Origin of the sequence: Dyadobacter crusticola DSM 16708 (genome assembly GCF_000701505.1) — a bacterium.
Lineage (GTDB): Bacteria > Bacteroidota > Bacteroidia > Cytophagales > Spirosomataceae > Dyadobacter > Dyadobacter crusticola.
Genome location: NZ_JNJB01000001.1, coordinates 343,950 through 363,149 on the forward strand (window position 1 = coordinate 343,950; position 19,200 = coordinate 363,149).

Consider the following 19,200-nt stretch of genomic DNA (forward strand, 5'->3'; position numbering starts at 1 on the left):
TGTTGGCTGTCATACTTCGGCTTGCGATGGGAGTTCAAAGTAAAAGCCGATTGCCGAAAGCCGATTGCCGACGTTCGACAGCCGATGTTCCCCATAAATTCTTGTTAGGTTAAATTTGGTACCGGTAATTTTTAAGAGGCTGTCCTGCTGGGGCGGCCTCTTTTTTTTGTGTTTTAGTTAAAATATTTTAAATAATTCTCAGGTGACTTAATGATATGTATATTGCCTGCATCAAACTAACAACGAGAGTCATGAAACAACTTCTTCTATTTGCCTTACTTGGAACCTGGTTCCTTGTCGGGAATGCTCACGGACAGATACAAAAAGGGACCGGGTATGTGGGCGGTACGATCAGTTTTGATGGGGAAACTTCAAGGAGTAAAGAACCCGCTGATCCGCTTAATTCTGCGAGGACCCGGCGACACACCATTGCGCCGGAAATCCAGTTTGGAAAAATGATCGGGGAGCGTACTATGCTGGGACTGGGCGTTCGGTATAATGTAACGTATAACCGCACGAAATACGATGAAAATGATCTTGCGAACAGCCAACTTTCACAGGGGATTGCGTTACTGCCCTTTATCCGCCAGTACAAATCGCTGGGAAGCAGCAACTGGTCGGTGTTCCTGCACGGTGAGCTTGGGCCTCAATATCAATGGATCAGAACTACTAATATCCAGGGCAGCACGCCGGTTAACGAGTACAGAGATTTCTGGCAATACGGAGTGAGTATCAAACCGGGTATTGCTTATGTTTCGAAGAAAAATGGCTGGGCCATCGAAGGTTTTGCAGATATCCTCTCTCTGAATGCTAATTATGTTCCTTTCAAAGATGACGCTCCCAGCGTATTTACACTCAATACCGGTATTGCTACAGCATTCCCAAATGTAATTACCCTCCGCGTCGCCAAATATATCTTCCCTAAAAACTGAGAGCAATGAAAAATTCCATATTTACATTCCTGCTGCTGGTTTTATTGAACCATATTGCAACGGCACAGTTTCAGGCAGGCGAATCGTTTATCAGCGGGTCGTTTTTTAACAACCTCAATAATGTGAGGCAAAAAGGCAACGAGCCCAATACGAATGCCTATAATCATCATATCAACATCTCTTTGGGTAAATTTTCCAAAGACAATCGGGCAGTCGGCTGGGGCCTGACACACTCTTTAAATATTCAGAGTAACAGCTACTATAAACCAGATCCCAACAGTTTGGGGGAGCTCAGCTTAGGAGTTGAGCGTTTTGCTGAGTTTTACAAGTCGGTGGGTGAAAAATTTGCATTATACGCCCGACCTGCGTTGAACCTCGGGTATCAGTTCAAAACCAACAACGCGGTTACCAATAACGAGCTGGTTTATGAAAGCAAGATCAATTCAATCAATTTAAGCGCCGGCATCAGTGCGGGAGTAGTTTGGCGCTTATCGCCCAAATGGGCGGTTCAAGGCGGCTTTGCATTCCTGAATCCGATCAGTATTGGTTATGGAGTTTTGACCACCGAGTATTTTCAGAATAAATACCCCAATGGTGAAAATATTAAATACGAAGGAAACGGAATTAGTTATTCCTTTTCGCCGAACATTTCATCAGGAAGTATTGGACTGGGTTTGCGGTATTTTTATGGTATGAAATAATAAAAGATACTTGCTTCAATACATTAAAAATACGGTGGATATGCCTTATTTGGGCATATCCACTTTTTGTTAGAATGAAAAAACAATCATTATTCCTCCTGCTGCTGGCATTCACAGCCTGTCACAAACCCAACTACAACAACCTCGACGCACCCTGGCAGCCTGACTACGAGGTGAATAGATCTGAGAACGCGATTTTGAATTTCGAAAAAAAGGATGCTGAGCAGATGCCTGCTCCGGGTGGAATTGTCTTTACGGGTAGTTCTTCATTTACTAAATGGCAGTCAGCCGCGGAAGACCTGGCGCCTTTGCCGATTATCAACAGGGGATTCGGCGGCTCCACCTTGCCCGAAGTAATCCACTACGCCGACCGCACCATTACCAAATACAAGCCAAAAACCGTAGTCATCTATTGTGAGAACGATATGTTTGGCAAAAAGAAGAAAACACCCGAGCAGGTACGCGACGCTTATGTGACACTTACGAAAACGATCCGCGACAAACAGCCTGACGTACTCATTTACGGCGTTTCTCTGAAACCTTCTCCCTCGCGCTGGGACAGAAAGGAGGATGTAATCAAAGCCAACAAGCTCATTCAGGATTTTATCAGATCCGATAAGAACCATAAATACATTGACGTGTGGCCGGTTATGCTAAAAGATGGGCGTCCGGACGGAGCAATTTTCACCAGCGACAGCCTGCACATGAATGAAGAAGGCTACCGCAGGTGGACCCGGGTTTTCAAACCTATCCTTGAAAAAACATCCTGATAGTGGGTAAAACGGGCAATAAACAAGATTTTACAAACAAAGAATAAGGGTACATGTTTTAACGTAAAGTCACTATATTAACCGAAAAAATATATTTCCGGGTAAAAGTGATACAACATTAGCTAATGAAAGTAACAGCGGTTTTTGACATTGGAAGGACTAATAAAAAGTACGTGCTCTTCAATGAAAAGTACGAGATCGTTAAAGAATTCTCCGAATCGTTGCCGGAGACGACCGACGAGGACGGGTTTCCTACAGAGGATTGCGAGCTGCTGACTAAATGGGTCCAGGACCGATGGAATGAGCTGCTGGCTAATCCCGAATACGATGTCAAGGCTGTTAATGTAGCTGCTTACGGCGCGAGCCTTGTCCACCTGGATGCTGCCAATAAGCCACTTACCCCGCTTTATTCTTACCTGAAACCATTTCCTGAGGACCTGCTGAGGAACTTTTACAGCACCTACGGCGATCCGACGCGGATTTCGCTTCAAACAGGTTCCCCTGCAATGGGTATGCTGAACTCGGGAATGCAGCTTTACTGGCTGAAACATACCAAACCTGACATTTACAAGCAGATCGCTACCACGCTGCACCTGCCCCAGTACATTCTATATCTGCTGACAGGCCGCAAAGTGAGCGATTATACCTCCCTGGGCTGTCACACAGCATTGTGGAGTTTTGAAATGTGGGATTACCACGAGTGGGTTAAAGAAGAAGGTATTCACAAAAAGCTGGCCCCGGTACTTGCTTCATCGTCTTTCATCTACCGTCACGGCGACAAGGGTGTACAGTCAGGATTTGGCTTGCACGATAGTTCCTCTGCATTGATCCCGTACCGAATGGCCGTCAAAAAACCATTTGTGCTGCTTTCAACAGGTACCTGGTGCATTAACTTCAATTCTTTTGCATCAAAACCGCTTACCTCCTACCAGCTCGAACGTGACTGTATGAACTACCTCACGCCGGAAGGCAGCGGGGTTACCGCATCCCGTTTGTTCCTGGGACGTGAGCACGATTTCCAGGTTGCGCGCATTGCAGAGTACTTCCGGGTTGAACCCGATTTTTACAAAAGCGTTGTGTTCAATGAAGCATATCTCAACCTGGATACACCGAAGTTCTACTCAGCATGCATGACAGGAAACGGCCCGTTCCCGGAGCCAAATACTCAGGAATGGCAGGTAAGTGCATTCTCTTCGGCTGAAATCGCCTATCATCACCTGATTAAAGGCTTGACCGAACTGCTGTTTGTGTCGCTTGACCTGATAGCAGTAAACGAAGTCCAGGCAATATATATCGACGGGGGTTTTGCTAGAAACGAGATTTTCACCAAACTGATTGCCCGCCATTATCCGGACCACAAAGTGTACGCGACCGACTTGCCCTACGCGACTTCCCTCGGAGCTGCCCTGCACGTCACACGTCCGCAGACATTTGATTTTATAGAAGAAATAAAAGAAATAGTACTTTGATCTATTAACTGATCCGGCTCCAGTTGGTTTCCTCTTTACGTAGGTTTGCCAAATGCAGTCGGATCGGCTGGTTGACAGCTTCCACCAGATCAGGATCTTTTTCCAATATCTCCTCGGCGGACTGGCGCGCCGCTTTCAGTATCTCACCATCCTGGGCAAGATTTGCAACCAGCAGGTCCACAAGCCCGCTTTGCTGCGTTCCTGAAATATCTCCTGGCCCGCGCAGCTGCAAATCCACTTCGGCAATTTCAAATCCGTCATTGGTGCGGCACATTGTTTCGATCCGCAGCTTGGTATCTTTCGAAATTTTGTAATCCGTGATCAGAATGCAGTACGACTGTTCGGCGCCCCGCCCTACCCTGCCGCGCAGCTGGTGTAGTTGAGACAAGCCAAAACGTTCAGCATTTTCAATCACCATTACCGACGCATTCGGCACGTTCACTCCCACTTCAATTACAGTAGTAGCGACCATGATCTTGGTTTCGTTCCGAACAAATCGTCCCATTTCAAAGTCCTTATCCTGGGCTTTCATCTTTCCATGCAAAATACTCAGCGGAACATCCGGAAACGCGCGGGATACACTTTCGTAACCATCCATCAAATCCTTCAAATCCATTTTCTCTGACTCCTCGATCAATGGATAAACCATGTAAACCTGCCTTCCTTTGGCGATTTCATCTTTTAAAAACCCAAAAACCGAAAGCCGGTGCGCATCGTACCTGTGAACTGTTTTAATGGGTTTCCGCCCTGCCGGCAACTCGTCAATGGCCGAAATGTCTAGATCACCGTAGAGCGTCATCGCGAGCGTTCGCGGAATGGGCGTGGCTGTCATGACCAGCATATGCGGATTAATGCGGCTATTCTTGGCCCACAACTTAGCCCGCTGTGCAACTCCAAAGCGGTGCTGCTCATCGATAATGCAAAGGCCCAGATTTTTGAACTGAACAATATCCTCGATCAATGCATGCGTTCCGACGATAATCTGCATGGTACCGTCGAGCAGCTGCTTATGTATGATTTCGCGCTCCTTTTTCTTCGTGGAACCAGTCAGCTTGCAGATATTCACACCAAGCAGGTCGGCAAATTTTCTCAACCCCTGAAAATGCTGGTCTGCCAGAATCTCTGTCGGCGCCATCAGGCAAGCCTGTGCTTCATTATCCAATGCAAAAAGCATACTGATAAATGCCACGATCGTTTTGCCGGAACCTACATCACCCTGTAAAAGCCGGTTCATTTGCTTACCCGTATTCAGATCTTCGCGGATTTCATGCAAAACCCTGATCTGTGCATTGGTAAGCTGAAAGGGAAGAAAATGTTCGTAAAACGCTTTGACTAAATGCGTCTTTGAGAAAACAAGTCCGGGGTACTCAGTTTTGTGTAAAAGCTTGTTCTTAATCAACCGGAACTGATTGTAAAACAGCTCCTCAAATTTGAGTCTCCGTTGCGCCTGATGCAGCGATTTCTGGCTTTCGGGTAGGTGAAAATGCCAGAGAGCGTCTGCCTTGGAAATCAGCCGGTATTTTTGAGTAAGTGTCTCCGGAAGCGTTTCCCTGATATGCGGCCGGGAAATTTCGAGCAGGCTCCGCATCATTTTACTGATTGCGCGACTGTCGATAAACTTTCTCCTCAGCTTTTCGGTGAGCGGGTAAATAGGTTGCCAAAAGCCGCCTCGCTCGTTTTCCTGCGTCAGCAGATCAATGTCCGGATGCGTAATGCTCCACCTGCCGCCAAAATGCATTGGTTTTCCGTAAACAATGTATTCCGTGTTGGGACGCAGGCTCTTTTCGTACCAGTTGATGCTCTGGAACCAGACCAGCTCCATCATGCCGGTACCGTCTGAAAAATAGGCTACCAACCGTTTTTTGCCTCCCTCGCCTACTGTGGTCAGTTCCCGCAGCCTGCCTTTGATCTGGGCAGCTGGCATTTGTTCATTCAGGTTTGAAATCTGATGAAAAACAGTGCGGTCTTCGTGCCGGAAGGGATAATGCTGGATCAGGTCGCCATAGGTAAAAATGCTCAGTTCCTGGTTGAGCAGAGCTGCTTTTTGTGGCCCTACTCCTTTCAGAAATTCGATCTTGGTATCGAAAAAGCGCGTTCTTACAGTCGGATTTGTGTCAAATGTCATTATTCAAATATAGCGTGAAATCCCTAAAACCATTGTTTTCCCTCGTCTGATATGTTAATCAACGTTAATGTTGCATCGTATCGCAATGATTGGCACGCGAGCACTTGATTAACAACTTTTGAATTCATTACTTCGTGGAGTTTAAGTTTCCCAATCACCTATTTTGTTTAACTAATTTTAGCTTTTATGAAAAAATCATTTTTAGCGCTTTTCTTCTCCCTGGTTGCATTCACATGGGCTTCCGCACAAAGCCCGCGCGTAACGGCCGAAGGCAAAAATGTCAGCGTTGCTTACGGACAACCATCTAAAAAAGGACGTGTGCTATTTGGAAAAGAAGGTAGCGAGAGCCTTGAAAAATACGACAAGATTTGGAGAACAGGAGCAAATGCTTCAACCGAAATCACATTCAAGAAAGATGGAAAATTCGCTGGAAAGGACGTGAAAGCAGGCACTTACAGCTTGTTCACAATCCCTGGCGAAAAGCAATGGACCATTATCCTGAACAGCGTACTCGGTCAGTCAGGTGCTTATGATTATGAGAAAAACAAAGACAAGGATGTTTTGAAAGTATCTGTACCTGCAAAGAAATACGCTACGTCAGAAGAAAAACTGACCTTTACAGTTAAAGACAAATCGGTTGATTTTCAGTGGGACAAAGAAGGATTTTCAGTTCCTGTGAAGTTCTAAATATCCGAATACAGAATAACAAAAAAAGGACGGGGCGCTGCTAACACAGTACCCCCGTCCTTTTTCCTTCCTCCCTTTCCTCCTTCCTCCATCTATAAATTCGCTTTGATCATATTTTCAAGCACCTGCAAATGCTCGGTAAATTCCTTGTGGCCCAAGTCGGTGGCTTTGTAGGTTGTTAAAGGTTTTCTGCCGGCGAATTGCTTTTGAACCTCAACATATTTGATTTCCTCCAAAGCCTTTAAATGCGACGCCAGATTCCCGTCTGTCAGTTGCAGAAGCTCTTTCAGCTCGTTGAAGCTGACAGCATCATTCACCACCAGCACTGACATCAATCCCAGCCTGATCTTACTTTCGAATACCTTATTGAATTTCTCTAACCATTCCATTTGTTCGCCTCCCATCAAATTACTCTACAATGGGTTGCATAAAGCGCATCACGTCGCGATTTCTTACCCAAACTGCTTCATCGCGCAGGTTATTAGCCCTGCCTGTGAAGCCGGCGGAAACAAGACCTGTTCCCACCGATACCCAAAAAAAAGTACGCAGGTTATCCCGGTTACCTGAAATCAGGGATATAATGGAACCTGCTGAACCTGCAACCGAAATCACCAACCCGATAGTTCTCACCCGCCGCGATCTCATATAAAGATCAAGTCCGCGAGTTGATACCAGAAACTCTTTTTTCAATGCACGCTGACCCGAATAAATTACATTATCCTTAATGTAGCTATTGCCGCCGCGTAAATAGATCGTTTCCTTATCATACCACTTTATAGCCTGGCGGATCGTACTGTCCGGTGCTACCTGCGCATTGCTTCGCGTGCCGAACATCATCAATAACACAATTATCAAACCCTTTACAGCTGTGCTGCCACTTTTACTTTTGTCACGATCATAGCGGTTGTGCATTGTAAGCCCATAAATAATGTGGAGTACCCCGAAGCCGAAAGCCCAAAAGAGCAATGAATAACCCGTCATAAACAGCGCAATGCAGCCGATCGCAATTTCCAGCATTCCCAGATAAAAAAGCTCCGGGTAAGTGAACCTGCTTGCATTGACCAAAGCCAGTCCGTAAAAAAGCAGCGTAGCCGGAAAAACAAGCCAGACAAAGCCGTAATGCAGCATTGCCAGGCAAAAAACCCCACCGGTACCGAGCGGGATCAGCATACTTACGAGCAATCGGCGGGAGCTGCTGTTCCAAACCGTCAATCCTTTTTTCTGTCCCTTCCGTACAGTTAGCAGGATACCTACGGCCAGCGACAGGACCAAAACCAGCAGTCCGTCCACAAATAGAAAACCGATGAGGGGCTTTCCCGAAGGACCGTGGTAAGCCCCGAACGGACTTAGTATCTCCTCAAACCAATTTGTTTTATATCTCAAATAAGCTGCCGCCGCGCCGATCAAAGCGAAAATGCCCGCGAATACACCGCTTAGCCCGCTGAGAGAAAGAAACTTAGACGAGCGCTCCATTAAATCGCGGATCTCGGTCAGCGTGTGCAGGGAATCCTGGTTGGAGTTCATAAATATATTTACATTAATAAATGCAGGTAGTACAAATCAGAGCAATAAAATGAGTTTTGGAAAGAATATAATCGCGCCTACGATCACTGCCGAAATAGCGAGGATCAGCACACCCGCGGCGGCAGTATCCTTCACAACTTTGATCACAGGGTGATAGCCGGGTGAAACAAGGTCGGCCAGCTTTTCAAGTGCCGTATTAAATGCTTCCGCCGCCCAAACGAGGGCGACCTGAATGACAAGTATCATCCATTCCGTAGCTGAAATCTGGAAGGCTACTCCCGCAGCGACTACAACGAGACAGGCAATTAAATGAATTCTGGCGTTGTTTTCGTACCGGAAAAGGTTGAAGATCCCGACACCGGCGAAAGTAAAACTGCGCAGTGCCTTACGGATATCTATGGGTCCCTTCATTTTGTTTTAGTTCTGCGAAAATGTGGAACGCAAAGTACAATAACATCAGCACGAACGAAAACGTGATCGTGTGTTTTATGGCCAGCGGATTTTGCATACTTTCAAAAATACCTCTGAACAGCGACATCGGTTTTGTGAGGATATCCCAGCTGTTCCAGCGCCCGTACCTTCCAAGATATACGCCAAAGCCGCTCAGTATCATTGAAAAAAGAATTACCGCCCACGCAAGCAGCTCATTCCAGCGTGCAGTGATAATGCGGTGCACAATGCGGATACTGTAAAGCCCGGCGAGAAATCCTGCTACCGAGAAAGTAAAGATCATCAGCGAGTCGTACCAGATGATATTGTCACCGATTCCACGTAAATGTTTCAGATCAGTGATAATGTAAGGCGCATTAGGGAAAAACAACAGCCAGACCAGGAGATAGCACATCAGCAGCCCAAAAGGTACGCGGCGCCTGGTTTCCATTTCGTCGACGCATTTGATAAAGACAAGTGGTACCCAGGCGAGAAACAGGTTCCATGCGAGAAAAACAAAATCCCAGTCGTGCAGCAAGATCCTGAATAACAATAAGCTCATTGCCGCAGCTGACACAAATGCGATCAATGCAATTTTCTGGTTACGCTGTAAATAGCCTGCTAGAAATTCCATTATCATAAGTTTTGATGATAAATCTGAAAAGTACTTTGATATACAAAGTAAATTACTAAACACCAGCTTACAATTGCAGTTAACAATTTTTAATGAAAAACTAAGGAGTTGCTATTTGTTGTTCTTGGCGAATGCTTTCATCATGGCCCATTCCCTTCCGGCCGTCGGCGCTTTGAACATTTCCAGACAGCCGCGGTCCTGCAATGTGATGTAGCAGGTTTTTCCATTCCGGCCGCCAAAGCAGATGTTGGATACTTTTTTACCGATCGTAGTAATGGTTTGAATGATTTTACCTTCCGGAGAAAGGATTGCGACCTCGCCTTTTCCGTGGCGCGCAATGTAGAGGTTCCCATTCACGTCGCAGCGCATACCGTCCATTCCGCCGTCCTCAAAATGGTACAGCAGTTTTTTGTTACTCAGAGTCCCGTCAGCAGCCAGGTCAAAAGCCCATACATTACGCTGTACACTCTCATTTACATACAGCTTCTTTTCATCAGGACTCACGTCGATTCCATTGGTAGTGCCCATGTTTTCCATTGCAAGCTTCACTTTGCCTTCCGGAGAAACATGCCAGATCTGACCTGTACCTTCTTTCCAGTTTGGGTCTGAACAAAAGATGTGTCCCGCGGCGGTGATAGCAAGATCATTGGGCTGGTTCATCTTCGGCTCATGGGCAAAAACCGAAATATCCTTCGTTATCAGGTCGACTTTCAGGATGTTGTGCCCTGTAAAGTCGGCCACATAAAATGTGTTTTTATCTCCAAACCGGATTCCGTTACCGGTACTCCCTTTTGGCAAAGTCACAAAAAAACTCGCATTCCCCTTTCCATTCATGATCGCGATCGTACCGTCCCGTGCGAAGTTCACGGCGTATACATTGCCGTCGTCATCCACCGCCGGGCCTTCGCAGTTGCTGGTAAACTCACCTTCGCTCGAAAATTTCTTGCTTTTGGTCTGTGCCAACGCAATCTGAGCAAATACTAATAGGGTGATCGCGAGAAGAGGGAGACGTTTGTTCATCGGGATTAATGCATTGGTTTTTTAATTTTTCCATTTGATCGGACAACCCACCGGCTTGGTTACAGTGGTCACCACAGGTTTTCCTCCAAGCAGGTTGTTCACAGCCTCTTCAACATAAAGCTTTGTAACCCCGCCGGGATCCTGCGGATTGTCGTCAATCATGCCAATATAGCGCACAATAAACTTTGAACCACTTTTTTGTACCACAAAAACCTGCGGTGTCCTGCCTGCACCGAAAGCTTTGGATACCTGTTGAGACTGGTCTGCCAGGTAGGGATACCCGTAGTTCTTGGACAATGCCCGCTCTTTCATTTTCTCAAAAGTATCATCCGGATGTGTGCCGGGATCACTTGGGTTGATAGCAACTACCGGGAATCCCTGACCGGAAAACTTGCTGTTGAGCGCTATAATACGGTCCTCATAAGCTTTAGCAAAGGGACAATGATTACTTGTAAAAACCACGATCAAACCCTTTGCATTAGCATAATCGGCCAGGGATACTGTATTCCCATTCGTGTTTTTGAGCTGAAAACCTGCTACCGCGTCGCCAATCTGGTACCCGCCCTGGCCTTGCTCGTATAGCTCGGCCTCCTGCCTTTGCAGACTTACACTGTAAGAAGGTAACACTAATCCTGCATATAGAACCAGGGAAAACCATAAACCAATTTTCATATTGTCGAATTTAAATGCATTCTCTATTGAGACGGAATTCCTGTGAAAAAGTAACAAGTAGCCTTGTTAATTTTTGTTAAAACATGGTAACTGCCGCAGAAACAGAACGTTTGAGTAACTGGTAATCATATAAAAGTCTGGTGACAGACTCCTTTAATGACCCGACTTTGCTGTTGCTGCACAGGTAAATGTAACAAAAGACAATCAATACAGCGGTTTCCCTATTCTCCGAGTGAATAATATACGTAGTTACCCCGCATTCAGGCTCAATAATATCGCTAAACTATTGTCATTCTGTGTTTAGCTCTCTATCTTTGCACCTCATTTTGAAACAGCTTACTTAATTTATTAACATGTACGCAATCGTAGAAATCGCAGGTCAGCAATTTAAAGTTGAAAAGGGTCGCGAAATCTTCACGCATAGGCTTGAAGGTGACGTGAACGCTGCACTTGTATTTGACAAAGTCCTTCTCGTAGATAACGGAGGCACAGTATCGGTTGGCCTACCAACAGTAGCAGGCGCTTCTGTAAAGGCAACTGTCCTTGAACACCTTAAAGGTGAGAAAGTGATCGTCTTCAAAAAGAAAAGACGTAAAGGTTACAGGGTTAAAAATGGTCACCGTCAATATTTGACCAAGATCAGCATCGACGACATCGTAGCTTAATGCAACTTTTGACGCCCGGAAACGGAGTCAAACTTTATTCAATCAGGAAATAACAATTAATAGTTAAGATATCATGGCACATAAGAAAGGTGTAGGTAGCTCGAAAAACGGACGTGAATCGGAAAGCAAGCGTCTTGGAGTAAAATTATTCGGTGGTCAGGTTGCCAAAGCAGGTAATATTCTTGTTCGTCAGCGTGGTACCAAACACAATCCTGGCAAAAACGTAGGTATCGGTCGTGACCATACTTTGTTTGCATTGGTTGATGGTAACGTTGTTTTCCGTAAAACTCGCGAAAACAGATCTTACGTTCACATCGAACCGATCGCAGTTGCTGCTGAAACTACTGCTACTGCAGAAGCTTAGTTTCTAGTTAATGCTTTTTAAAAACCCGTCAGGTTCCGCACCTTACGGGTTTTTTCATTTACAATAAACCTAATGGAAAACCAAAAGCGCGCTTTGCTTGTTTGCATTAAGTACAACCTGTTTTCAATAATTCCACTGACATGCTTACACGTCCAGTTTTCGTATATACCGAACTAAGTCCCAACCCGAATTCAATGAAGTTCGTCCTGAACTTCGAGCTGGTTCCAGACGGGCTATCTTTTGATTACCCATCTTTGGAAGCCGCCCTGGAAGAAGGAAAAGCTTCTCCGCTGGCTTCTGACCTGTTTCAGTTCCCGCATGTGAGACGCGTATTCATCGCGAGCAACTTCGTTACAATTACGAAAGATGACAGCATTGCCTGGGAAGAGGTTTTGAGAGATACCAAGCAATTTATCAAAATCTATTTCGAAGAAAACCATCCCGTTTTCGCGCAGCAAACCATTGATAAAAATACCGTAATCGTCGACTCCCGCGATTCGGATACTGTTCAGAAGATTAAAGCAGCGCTTGACCAGTACGTGCGGCCAGCGGTAGAATCCGACGGAGGAGCTATCAACTTCCATTCGTTCAATGAGGAATCCGGTACCGTGAAAGTGTTGCTGCAAGGCTCATGCAGCGGCTGTCCGTCTTCTACATTGACGCTAAAAGCCGGAATTGAGAACCTGCTCACCAGAATGGTACCTGACGTAAAAGAAGTAGTTGCAGAAGGCGTTTAAACTTTTCCAGATATATCGAAGGAAACCCTGTCGCGAGGCGGGGTTTCTTTTTTTTTAATGTTTTGTTAGTTTCAGGACATGAAGCAGCCGCTGCATCGATTTATTTCAGAGATTGAAAATCTGCAATCCCGGGGAGACAATTATTTTCCAGCCGGGATTTTCCCCGCGCAAAGGATTAACCCATTGATCGGCTACAAACGACAGGATACCACAATATTCTTTTCGGCCATTATCTGCTTTACGCTGCAATCCATTCGCAGGCAAGTGACCGTCGAAGTTGCCGAACAGATCGATCGCATTTGTGAAAAGATTATTGCGAATTACCCCGATTTCAGAAACAAAGACGGGCTGAAAACCTATAATTTCTGGAAAACGAAACCTACCAAACATTTCCCTAACGGTTATATCTTTCGCCATTTCGAGCATTTCCGCATTCCCGATGATATAGATGACACCGCATTCATTTACATGACCACCAACCCCACGCAGGAGGAACTGGCCTGGCTTAAAGAAAAGCTTGCGCTGCATTCCAATGGACATAGGTTGTGGATCAGGAATACCTACCCAGAGTACCGGGACCTGAAAGCATACTCTACGTGGTTTGGGAAAAATATGTATGTCGAGTTCGATGTGTGCGTGCTGAGCAACATGCTGTATTGTATTTATAAATACGGGCTACCGCTGAATGAACACGATCACGCCAGTCTGGAATACATTCGCTCAGTGATAGCAACCGACAGGTATATCAGAGTCCCCTTTCGCTGCGCACATCAGTACCCGCGAACTCCGCTGATCGTTTACCACGTCGCGCGATTGATAGCTGCATTCAGGCCGGCCGCACTTGAACAGGTCAGGACTAAGTTGATCGCCGACACACAACAGCTCCTCACAACTCCCCTGCACGATATGGACCGGGTTTTGCTATCCATTTCGCTCATGCGACTGGATGTACCTGTGGAACGCATTCCGGTGGAGCATTTTAGTGTCAGGAATTTTGAAGGATTTGGCTTTTTCATTGCGGGCCTTTTGACGGCGTATGAAAACCCGCTGCTCTACAAGCTTTCGGTTGCTCCGCTCTTCCACATGAAATGGGTTTGTGAAGCACATTCGTGGACATTGCTGGCGGAATACGAAATGTTGTGGTCGCAACTTGAAACTGCTGCGTCCGACTTGTCAAACCAATCGAGCAAATAGCATGTCAGATTCGACTATATCTATAAAAGTCAGGCAAATTATCACAGAGGCTGAGGACGCAAAAACCTTTGTGTTTGAAAGAACCGACGGGAATCCGCTTGCCTACAAAGCCGGTCAGTTCCTTACTTTTCTTATTGAAATGCACGGGCACGAAGTACGACGTTCCTATTCAATGAGCTCGGCGCCGGGTGTGGACGAATATCCTTCCATTACCATCAAGCGCGTGCCCAACGGAGAAATCTCGCGATTCTGGATTGACCATGTTCAGGAAGGTGACGTTTTTACAGCGCTGTCTCCATCAGGTCGGTTCGTTCTCGAAGAAAGCATTTCAGTTGAGAGGGACATTATCCTGATCGGTGCCGGAAGTGGAATTACACCTCTGTTCTCAATTTTGAAACAAACCCTTAATGAAGAGCCTCAATCGCACGTAACGCTGATCTATGCAAGCCGGAATGTAAAGAACACGCTTTTCTGGCAACAGATACTTGACCTGGAAAACAAGCACCAGGAACGTTTTCGCGCCATTCACATTCATAGCCAACCTTCTGATGAATGGAATGGGATCCGCGGAAGAATCAATAACACGCGACTTGAACAGCTTGTTAATAAATCACTGAAATACGATCACGCGGACGCCCGCTTTTTTATTTGCGGGCCATTTGAGCTGATGCGCTCGTCGGAGATCACACTCCATTTTATGGGCTTTTCAAAAGACCAGATCCGAAAAGAAAACTTTGTGATTACCTCCCCACCTCCTCCCCCGCCTGAATCACACCCGCACAACATTGTTCTCAACTTTCGGGAAACGTTGTACCATCTTCATGTTCCGGCACACACTACCGTGCTCGACGCGGCTTTGGCGCAAGGTATTCGTCTGCCTTACAGCTGCAAAGGAGGACGCTGCTCTACCTGCGCGGGAATTTGCAAGACAGGGACTGTCCACATGAGCGTCAACGAAGTGCTTACGGACAAAGATTTAAATGAAGGCTGGATACTGACTTGCTCTGCTTACGTCGACAGTGACAATGTTACCATAGAAATTCCCTGATCCAAAATGAGAAAGCGCAAGTCGGACAGACTTACGCTTTCTCAGGATTTAGGATTAGTGGATCTTAAATTTAGGAATATAGAAAAGGTTAAAGGCGGATTTCAGGTATAAGAGCAAGGAACGTCAAAAGGTATTTAATTCTAAAACGTATCAATTTAAGAGTGGTAGTCAATTATGTTAAACCGCAGAAACGGCGAATAATCTTCTACTTGATTACTTGATTACAAAATTAATTGTAAAAACATATTTACAAAGCAAATTAGTAAAAAAGTGCACGAACACGCAGGAAAAATTGTTGATCGTTATCGTACACGATTTTATATCCTGTGCAAAAGCTATCAAGCGTGAATTTAGCTGAGAAATTGATTTATCTCAAATATGTTATAAAAAAGATTTGAAAAGTAATTCTTAATCCAGCAATCCGACGGCGATTCTGTTCCTGAAAGTGCTGTTAATTACTACTTTTGCATGCTTCACAGAAGCTAATGACCTCTGATTGATTGTGAAAAAGAAAATTGTAAGAATAAAAGATATAGCAGAACGGGCACAAACCTCCAAAGGTACTGTTGATCGTGTACTCCATAACCGCGGAAGGGTTGCTGACGATGTGCGGGAAAGGATATTGAGCATTATCAAAGAGCTGAACTACGAGCCTAACTTTATTGCACAATCCCTGAAATCGCAGCGTACTTATAACCTTGCCGTACTCGTGCCTGATCCTGCATTGGATCCCTACTGGCAAGCCCCGAGAATGGGATTGGAAAAGGCGGAAAAGGAGCTTCGGCAATACGGTCTGTCTATCACGCAATTTACCTTTGATCCGCACGACGACAGTTCGTTCATCGAGCGAGCAACAGAGGTTACAGCCGACAAGCCTGACGGACTGCTAATTGCGCCTGTGTTTTACAAGGAGGCACTGCCGTTTTTCAAAGAATGGGCGGAGATGAACATTCCCTATGTGCTTTTCAACACGCAGATCGAGCACGTAAATCCGTTGTGCTACATTGGGCAGGATTCCTATCGCAGCGGGTGTCTGGCTGCCAAAATCTTGAGCTTTGGCTTACAATCATCGGGCAGCATTCTGATTGCGCATATCAATGAGGATATTTCCAACTCAGCCCACCTGATCACGAAAGAAGAAGGTTTTAAAGACTATTTCAAAAGTCTTGGTAATGGAAGAAACTTTGAGGTAATCAGCAGGGAAGTCCATTTTTCAGAAAACGAGGGTCCCGGCCAGCAACTTGATGCAATCAGAAACGAAAACCCGGACCTGAAAGCCATTTATGTCACCAATTCAAAAGCGTTTGAAGTAGCAGCTTACCTGGAACAAAACAGCCTGGGCGACATTAAGCTGATAGGTTACGATCTGGTGGAAGCAAACCTCGATTATCTTAACAAAGAAGTCATCCATTTCCTCATTAACCAGAATCCGCTTGGTCAGGGATACTGGGGGATACACCAGCTGGCCAACCACCTCGTGTTTAAAAAAGAGGTAGCACCCATTAAATTTCTTCCGCTCGATATCATTACGAAAGAAAATCTGGATTACTACCTCGATCCACAGTGACAAGACCTGTTAAAGATCTCCGAACTGCGCGTACATTTCTTTAAGCTTTGGCTCTGTTTCCTTCGCGCGGATATCTTTTCTGAGCGCTGTAACACCCTGAATGTCGGTTAAAAGTCCCAGTGCCTGGAATGCACCGAAACGCACAAAATAGGATGGATTATCTCTCGCCAGACCTTCGAGCACCGGAATACTTTTGCGTTGAATATCCTGTTTTGATTTGATCAGGTATTTACCAAAAACCTGCAAGAAATTATACTTCTCGGTAGGCTTCATCGCGCGCATTTTTTCCAGGAACCAGTCAAAACGCTCGGGCTGAGCCAAGCCTGCATAATAGTTCGCGACCGATGTCACGATTGCATCGTTGGGAGAATCTTCAAATTGAGCCGCTATTTCACTTGCATCATTCGGCTGTGACATCAGGTATTTTTCGATAGCGACCGACACCACCAGATAAGAACTGTCACTAAGTGCCTCTTTGAAAATCGCATCGCTGTTATTATCGCCAAACGAAGCCAGCGTAATGATAGCTTCGGTGCGCACTTGCGGGTGCGGATCTTTTCGGGCGAGGTTCTGGATTTTAGTTTCAATATCAGCAAATCCGGCACCTGCATATTCAGCGAAGTTACTCACAGCCATTTGACGGAATTTCCAGAATGGATCTCCCATTGCTTTCTCGAGTATATTCTTCACCGTTGTATCTGCCAACGCACCTTCCAGCTGAGACAATGCATCATATTTGTGCAGGAATCGATCTGCATTCAAATACTGGAACTGCATTTCAGGACGGTTTTTCTCGTGCTCAATCACTGCAAGCAGCTGTGCGTCTGCATCAAATACTACCAGATCCGGCTTTTTGGCAGCCGGAAATTCCAGCGTCTGGTTTACCTTATCGATAACCACATTGTACTGGCTTTTCTTGCCGCTCACCCAAACGTCTACTTTGAGCGGCAGCCTGTAAACAGTTGTCGCGAGTGTATCCTGAGCCTGCTTAACTTTCAACACAACCTTGCCTGCATTCGCCGCATATTCCTGCTGTATTTTCAAAGTTGGATGTCCGGGCCGGTGAAACCACTGGTCAAAAAACCAGTTGAGATCTTCTCCTGTAACTTTTTCAAATGCAGATCTCAGGTCATCGATTTCGACAGTGCCTAATGCATTTTTTCGTAGATAATATTTAAGAGAAGCAAAAAAAGCATCGTCGCCCACATACGACCGCAACATATGTAGAATGCGCCCGCCCTTTGCGTAAGAGTGGCTATCAAACATATTTTCACGGTCTTTATAAAAGTAGCGGATCATTGGTACCTGCTTGGTCTCTGCTTCAAGCATGTAACTTTTCATTTCCTGTAAGTTACCCCAGTCAGCCTCGTATTTTCCATTGTTATACTCGCTCCACAGGTACTCGGAATAATTTGCGAAAGACTCATTCAATGGAAGTTGCCCCCATTCTTCACAGGTTACATAGTTCCCAAACCAATGGTGCGCCAATTCGTGGGCGATCACCGCATCTGAATTCCCGTCAACAAGCGAACGCGTATCATTCAGAATACCCTCTTCATGCACGGTTGCAGTTGTATTTTCCATTGCCCCGGATACAAAGTCGCGGACAGCGATCTGGGCGTATTTCTCCCAGGGATACTCAACGCCGAATATGTTGGAAAAGAAGCCCATCATTTCAGGAGTGCGACCGAAGATCGCGTGTGCGTCGGGCCCGTACTTGGGTTCTACATAATAGCTTAATTCAAGACCATTGGGCATCATATCTTTGGCAACCACGAAATCACCTACTGCGATCATCGCAAGGTAAGGCGCGTGGGGAATGGACTGCTTCCAGTGATCTGTCCGTGTTCCTTTTTTACCTTCGCTCTGCCCTATCAGCACTCCATTTGAAAGTGTTTTGAAGGTACTGTCTACAGTAATGTAAAAATCGTGTGTGAACTTCTGATTGGGTGCGTCAATGGTCGGGAACCAGCAGGAGCTACCTTCCGTCTCGCCCTGGGTCCATATCTGGCGCGGCTTGCCCTCATCCAGCCCATCCGCATTGATGAAGTATAATCCTTTGTCGGTCTGACTGTCATCGGCTTTGTTTCTGGGCACATCATTCGGCTTTGCTACATAATCGATTTTGACAAAAAGCGTATCATTTCTCGTGTAGTTCTTTTCGAGCTTGATAATCAGCTTTCTTTTATCCTCATAGGTAAAATTCAGCTTCTTGGTCACTTTGCCGGCAATCTCCTGGGTAGTAAGTGCACCATAGTCTCCCACCGTATCCAGCATGGAAACCCCTTTGATATCAAAACCCTTTGCATCCAGTTCCAATGTGTTCTGGGCATGAAAGTGCGGTTTGAATGCAATCACCGCGGAGGCAGGTACCTGTTGCTTTACCCAGTCAAATTGCAAATCGAGGCGGGTGTAGATAATGTCGCTTTTCTTGGTACGTTCAGGACGGTATGGACCTTTTTTCGTGACGGTACCGGGGTTTCTCCGGTACACCGTATCAGCCTGAACCCGGCTGTCGGGAGCGGCGGAAACGGACGATAGAAGTAAGTTAAGTGCGAAAATTATAGCGATTAGTCGGCTCAAAAAGAAGGTATTGCGACCGGTCATATCTGCTTTCGAATTGTTAGCTGGGGAGTGATTCAAATTATTGAATTTAATAAGT

General features: G+C 45.8%; 19 protein-coding genes. 11 read left to right on the forward strand and 8 right to left on the reverse strand.

Annotated features, from left to right (window positions below; translation table 11 throughout):
* The first annotated feature begins 251 nt into the window (after positions 1-251).
* From Q369_RS0101575 to Q369_RS0101590, 4 genes are all read left to right on the forward strand, one after another.
* A complete protein-coding gene (locus tag Q369_RS0101575; RefSeq protein ID WP_031525892.1) occupies positions 252-932 on the forward strand; it encodes a hypothetical protein in 681 nt (226 codons plus the stop codon).
* Positions 933-937: 5 nt separating this feature from the next.
* On the forward strand, positions 938-1,633 hold the full coding sequence (locus Q369_RS0101580) for a hypothetical protein (RefSeq protein ID WP_031525894.1): 696 nt from the start codon (positions 938-940) through the stop codon (positions 1,631-1,633).
* A gap of 74 nt (positions 1,634-1,707) precedes the next feature.
* Positions 1,708-2,403 carry a GDSL-type esterase/lipase family protein gene (locus tag Q369_RS0101585; RefSeq protein WP_031525895.1) on the forward strand — a complete coding sequence of 232 codons (696 nt, stop codon included), beginning with the start codon at positions 1,708-1,710 and terminating at the stop codon, positions 2,401-2,403.
* Positions 2,404-2,528: 125 nt separating this feature from the next.
* Complete coding sequence (locus Q369_RS0101590) at positions 2,529-3,872, forward strand: FGGY-family carbohydrate kinase (RefSeq protein ID WP_031525897.1); 1,344 nt, start codon at positions 2,529-2,531, stop codon at positions 3,870-3,872.
* A 4-nt stretch (positions 3,873-3,876) separates the two neighbouring features.
* Here Q369_RS0101590 and recG read toward each other — a convergent pair whose 3' ends face one another.
* Positions 3,877-5,997, reverse strand: a complete 2,121-nt coding sequence (recG, locus tag Q369_RS0101595) for an ATP-dependent DNA helicase RecG (RefSeq protein WP_031525899.1) — start codon at positions 5,995-5,997, stop codon at positions 3,877-3,879.
* Positions 5,998-6,183: 186 nt separating this feature from the next.
* On the opposite strand from recG, the gene Q369_RS0101600 reads away from it, so the two are divergent.
* Positions 6,184-6,684: a DUF2911 domain-containing protein gene (locus tag Q369_RS0101600; protein ID WP_031525901.1), complete on the forward strand. Its 501-nt coding sequence runs from the start codon at positions 6,184-6,186 to the stop codon at positions 6,682-6,684.
* 92 nt (positions 6,685-6,776) lie between these two features.
* Here Q369_RS0101600 and Q369_RS0101610 read toward each other — a convergent pair whose 3' ends face one another.
* The 6 genes from Q369_RS0101610 to Q369_RS0101635 form a co-directional block, all read right to left on the reverse strand.
* Entirely contained in the window at positions 6,777-7,073 is a 297-nt protein-coding gene (locus Q369_RS0101610; protein ID WP_031525902.1) for a winged helix-turn-helix domain-containing protein, read from the reverse strand.
* Between the two features lie 19 nt (positions 7,074-7,092).
* A complete protein-coding gene (locus Q369_RS29740) occupies positions 7,093-8,208 on the reverse strand; it encodes a hypothetical protein (protein ID WP_031525903.1) in 1,116 nt (371 codons plus the stop codon).
* 36 nt (positions 8,209-8,244) lie between these two features.
* Entirely contained in the window at positions 8,245-8,619 is a 375-nt protein-coding gene (locus tag Q369_RS0101620) for a diacylglycerol kinase family protein (RefSeq protein WP_031525905.1), read from the reverse strand.
* The gene (locus Q369_RS0101625) at positions 8,594-9,271 is read right to left on the reverse strand and encodes a DUF1361 domain-containing protein (RefSeq protein WP_157488004.1); all 678 of its coding nucleotides are present in this window, start codon (positions 9,269-9,271) and stop codon (positions 8,594-8,596) included. The genes Q369_RS0101620 and Q369_RS0101625 overlap by 26 nt, the downstream gene beginning before the upstream one ends.
* Before the next feature lie 111 nt (positions 9,272-9,382).
* Positions 9,383-10,291 (reverse strand): SMP-30/gluconolactonase/LRE family protein, encoded by a 909-nt coding sequence (locus Q369_RS0101630; RefSeq protein WP_031525909.1) that lies wholly within the window; start codon positions 10,289-10,291, stop codon positions 9,383-9,385.
* Positions 10,292-10,312: 21 nt separating this feature from the next.
* The gene (locus Q369_RS0101635; RefSeq protein ID WP_031525910.1) at positions 10,313-10,963 is read right to left on the reverse strand and encodes a thioredoxin family protein; all 651 of its coding nucleotides are present in this window, start codon (positions 10,961-10,963) and stop codon (positions 10,313-10,315) included.
* A gap of 353 nt (positions 10,964-11,316) precedes the next feature.
* Here Q369_RS0101635 and rplU point away from each other — a divergent pair, with 353 nt between their 5' ends.
* The 6 genes from rplU to Q369_RS0101665 all read left to right on the forward strand — a co-directional run bounded on the left by rplU (position 11,317) and on the right by Q369_RS0101665 (position 16,538).
* Positions 11,317-11,628, forward strand: coding sequence for a 50S ribosomal protein L21 (gene rplU, locus Q369_RS0101640; protein WP_031525911.1), 312 nt, complete (start codon positions 11,317-11,319; stop codon positions 11,626-11,628).
* Positions 11,629-11,701: 73 nt separating this feature from the next.
* Positions 11,702-11,992 carry a 50S ribosomal protein L27 gene (gene rpmA / locus Q369_RS0101645; RefSeq protein ID WP_031525912.1) on the forward strand — a complete coding sequence of 97 codons (291 nt, stop codon included), beginning with the start codon at positions 11,702-11,704 and terminating at the stop codon, positions 11,990-11,992.
* Positions 11,993-12,132: 140 nt separating this feature from the next.
* Positions 12,133-12,729, forward strand: a complete 597-nt coding sequence (locus tag Q369_RS0101650) for a NifU family protein (RefSeq protein ID WP_031525914.1) — start codon at positions 12,133-12,135, stop codon at positions 12,727-12,729.
* A 78-nt stretch (positions 12,730-12,807) separates the two neighbouring features.
* A complete protein-coding gene (locus Q369_RS0101655; protein WP_031525916.1) occupies positions 12,808-13,923 on the forward strand; it encodes a hypothetical protein in 1,116 nt (371 codons plus the stop codon).
* A gap of 1 nt (position 13,924) precedes the next feature.
* The gene (locus Q369_RS0101660; protein WP_031525918.1) at positions 13,925-14,971 is read left to right on the forward strand and encodes a ferredoxin--NADP reductase; all 1,047 of its coding nucleotides are present in this window, start codon (positions 13,925-13,927) and stop codon (positions 14,969-14,971) included.
* 502 nt (positions 14,972-15,473) lie between these two features.
* Positions 15,474-16,538: a substrate-binding domain-containing protein gene (locus tag Q369_RS0101665; RefSeq protein WP_031525920.1), complete on the forward strand. Its 1,065-nt coding sequence runs from the start codon at positions 15,474-15,476 to the stop codon at positions 16,536-16,538.
* A gap of 9 nt (positions 16,539-16,547) precedes the next feature.
* Here the strand turns inward: Q369_RS0101665 and Q369_RS0101670 are convergent, their stop codons facing one another.
* Positions 16,548-19,181 carry a M1 family aminopeptidase gene (locus Q369_RS0101670; protein ID WP_229206708.1) on the reverse strand — a complete coding sequence of 878 codons (2,634 nt, stop codon included), beginning with the start codon at positions 19,179-19,181 and terminating at the stop codon, positions 16,548-16,550.
* Positions 19,182-19,200: the final 19 nt, after the last annotated feature.

Excerpts from the sequence above, each read along its gene's own strand:
- Q369_RS0101575 (WP_031525892.1), top strand. The coding sequence starts at position 252 with ATGAAACAACTTCTTCTATTTGCCTTACTTGGAACCTGGTTCCTTGTC.
- Q369_RS0101580 (WP_031525894.1), top strand. The coding sequence starts at position 938 with ATGAAAAATTCCATATTTACATTCCTGCTGCTGGTTTTATTGAACCAT.
- Q369_RS0101585 (WP_031525895.1), top strand. The coding sequence starts at position 1,708 with ATGAAAAAACAATCATTATTCCTCCTGCTGCTGGCATTCACAGCCTGT.
- Q369_RS0101590 (WP_031525897.1), top strand. The coding sequence starts at position 2,529 with ATGAAAGTAACAGCGGTTTTTGACATTGGAAGGACTAATAAAAAGTAC.
- recG (WP_031525899.1), bottom strand. The coding sequence starts at position 5,997 with ATGACATTTGACACAAATCCGACTGTAAGAACGCGCTTTTTCGATACC.
- Q369_RS0101600 (WP_031525901.1), top strand. The coding sequence starts at position 6,184 with ATGAAAAAATCATTTTTAGCGCTTTTCTTCTCCCTGGTTGCATTCACA.
- Q369_RS0101610 (WP_031525902.1), bottom strand. The coding sequence starts at position 7,073 with ATGGAATGGTTAGAGAAATTCAATAAGGTATTCGAAAGTAAGATCAGG.
- Q369_RS29740 (WP_031525903.1), bottom strand. The coding sequence starts at position 8,208 with ATGAACTCCAACCAGGATTCCCTGCACACGCTGACCGAGATCCGCGAT.
- Q369_RS0101620 (WP_031525905.1), bottom strand. The coding sequence starts at position 8,619 with ATGAAGGGACCCATAGATATCCGTAAGGCACTGCGCAGTTTTACTTTC.
- Q369_RS0101625 (WP_157488004.1), bottom strand. The coding sequence starts at position 9,271 with ATGGAATTTCTAGCAGGCTATTTACAGCGTAACCAGAAAATTGCATTG.
- Q369_RS0101630 (WP_031525909.1), bottom strand. The coding sequence starts at position 10,291 with ATGAACAAACGTCTCCCTCTTCTCGCGATCACCCTATTAGTATTTGCT.
- Q369_RS0101635 (WP_031525910.1), bottom strand. The coding sequence starts at position 10,963 with ATGAAAATTGGTTTATGGTTTTCCCTGGTTCTATATGCAGGATTAGTG.
- rplU (WP_031525911.1), top strand. The coding sequence starts at position 11,317 with ATGTACGCAATCGTAGAAATCGCAGGTCAGCAATTTAAAGTTGAAAAG.
- rpmA (WP_031525912.1), top strand. The coding sequence starts at position 11,702 with ATGGCACATAAGAAAGGTGTAGGTAGCTCGAAAAACGGACGTGAATCG.
- Q369_RS0101650 (WP_031525914.1), top strand. The coding sequence starts at position 12,133 with ATGCTTACACGTCCAGTTTTCGTATATACCGAACTAAGTCCCAACCCG.
- Q369_RS0101655 (WP_031525916.1), top strand. The coding sequence starts at position 12,808 with ATGAAGCAGCCGCTGCATCGATTTATTTCAGAGATTGAAAATCTGCAA.
- Q369_RS0101660 (WP_031525918.1), top strand. The coding sequence starts at position 13,925 with ATGTCAGATTCGACTATATCTATAAAAGTCAGGCAAATTATCACAGAG.